Below are 1,512 nucleotides of genomic sequence, written 5' to 3'. Positions count from 1 at the left end.
TGGGAAAGTGGCGCACGGGTGCGTAACGCGTATGCAACCTACCTCAATCAGGGGGATAGCCCGAAGAAATTCGGATTAACACCGCATAAAATCACAGGATAGCATTATCTAATGATCAAATATTTATAGGATTGAGATGGGCATGCGTGTCATTAGTTAGTTGGCGGGGTAACGGCCCACCAAGACCACGATGACTAGGGGATCTGAGAGGATGACCCCCCACACTGGTACTGAGACACGGACCAGACTCCTACGGGAGGCAGCAGTAAGGAATATTGGTCAATGGAGGCAACTCTGAACCAGCCATGCCGCGTGCAGGAAGACAGCCCTCTGGGTCGTAAACTGCTTTTATTCGGGAATAAACCTACTTACGTGTAAGTAGCTGAATGTACCGAAGGAATAAGGATCGGCTAACTCCGTGCCAGCAGCCGCGGTAATACGGAGGATCCAAGCGTTATCCGGATTTATTGGGTTTAAAGGGTGCGTAGGCGGCTTATTAAGTCAGGGGTGAAAGACGGTGGCTCAACCATCGCAGTGCCCTTGATACTGATGAGCTTGAATACACTAGAGGTAGGCGGAATGTGACAAGTAGCGGTGAAATGCATAGATATGTCACAGAACACCGATTGCGAAGGCAGCTTACTATGGTGTTATTGACGCTGAGGCACGAAAGCGTGGGGATCAAACAGGATTAGATACCCTGGTAGTCCACGCCCTAAACGATGAATACTCGCTGTTAGCGATACACAGTTAGCGGCTAAGCGAAAGCGTTAAGTATTCCACCTGGGGAGTACGGTCGCAAGATTGAAACTCAAAGGAATTGACGGGGGCCCGCACAAGCGGAGGAGCATGTGGTTTAATTCGATGATACGCGAGGAACCTTACCCGGGCTTGAAAGTTAGTGAATCATTTAGAGATAGATGAGTGAGCAATCACACGAAACTAGGTGCTGCATGGCTGTCGTCAGCTCGTGCCGTGAGGTGTTGGGTTAAGTCCCGCAACGAGCGCAACCCCTATGTTTAGTTGCCAGCACGTTAAGGTGGGGACTCTAAACAGACTGCCTGTGCAAACAGAGAGGAAGGAGGGGACGACGTCAAGTCATCATGGCCCTTACGTCCGGGGCTACACACGTGCTACAATGGATGGTACAGAGGGCAGCAAGCTGGCAACAGCAAGCAAATCTCAAAAAGCCATTCACAGTTCGGATAGAGGTCTGCAACTCGACCTCTTGAAGTTGGATTCGCTAGTAATCGCGTATCAGCAATGACGCGGTGAATACGTTCCCGGGCCTTGTACACACCGCCCGTCAAGCCATGGAAGTTGGGGGTACCTAAAGTATGTAACCGCAAGGAGCGTCCTAGGGTAAAACCGATAACTGGGGCTAAGTCGTAACAAGGTAGCCGTACCGGAAGGTGCGGCTGGAATACCTCCTTTCTGGAGAAGTTCAGACTACTCGCTGCGTAAATGATATAAATGACAAAAAAATCTCAAAAGAAAAACCCATAGGATGAA

Annotated in this window: 1 rRNA gene; it reads left to right on the top strand. The window is 50.0% G+C overall.

Annotated features, from left to right (window positions below):
• A 16S ribosomal RNA gene (locus tag OQX61_RS24190) occupies window positions 1–1,434 on the top strand; the annotation flags it as partial.
• Between the last annotated feature and the right edge of the window lie 78 nt (window positions 1,435–1,512).

This window comes from Pedobacter sp. PLR, from assembly GCF_026239675.1.
Taxonomy (GTDB): Bacteria; Bacteroidota; Bacteroidia; order Sphingobacteriales; family Sphingobacteriaceae; genus Pedobacter.
The sequence above is the reverse complement of the archived record's forward strand: the minus strand, read 5'-3'. Positions and strand labels throughout refer to the sequence as shown.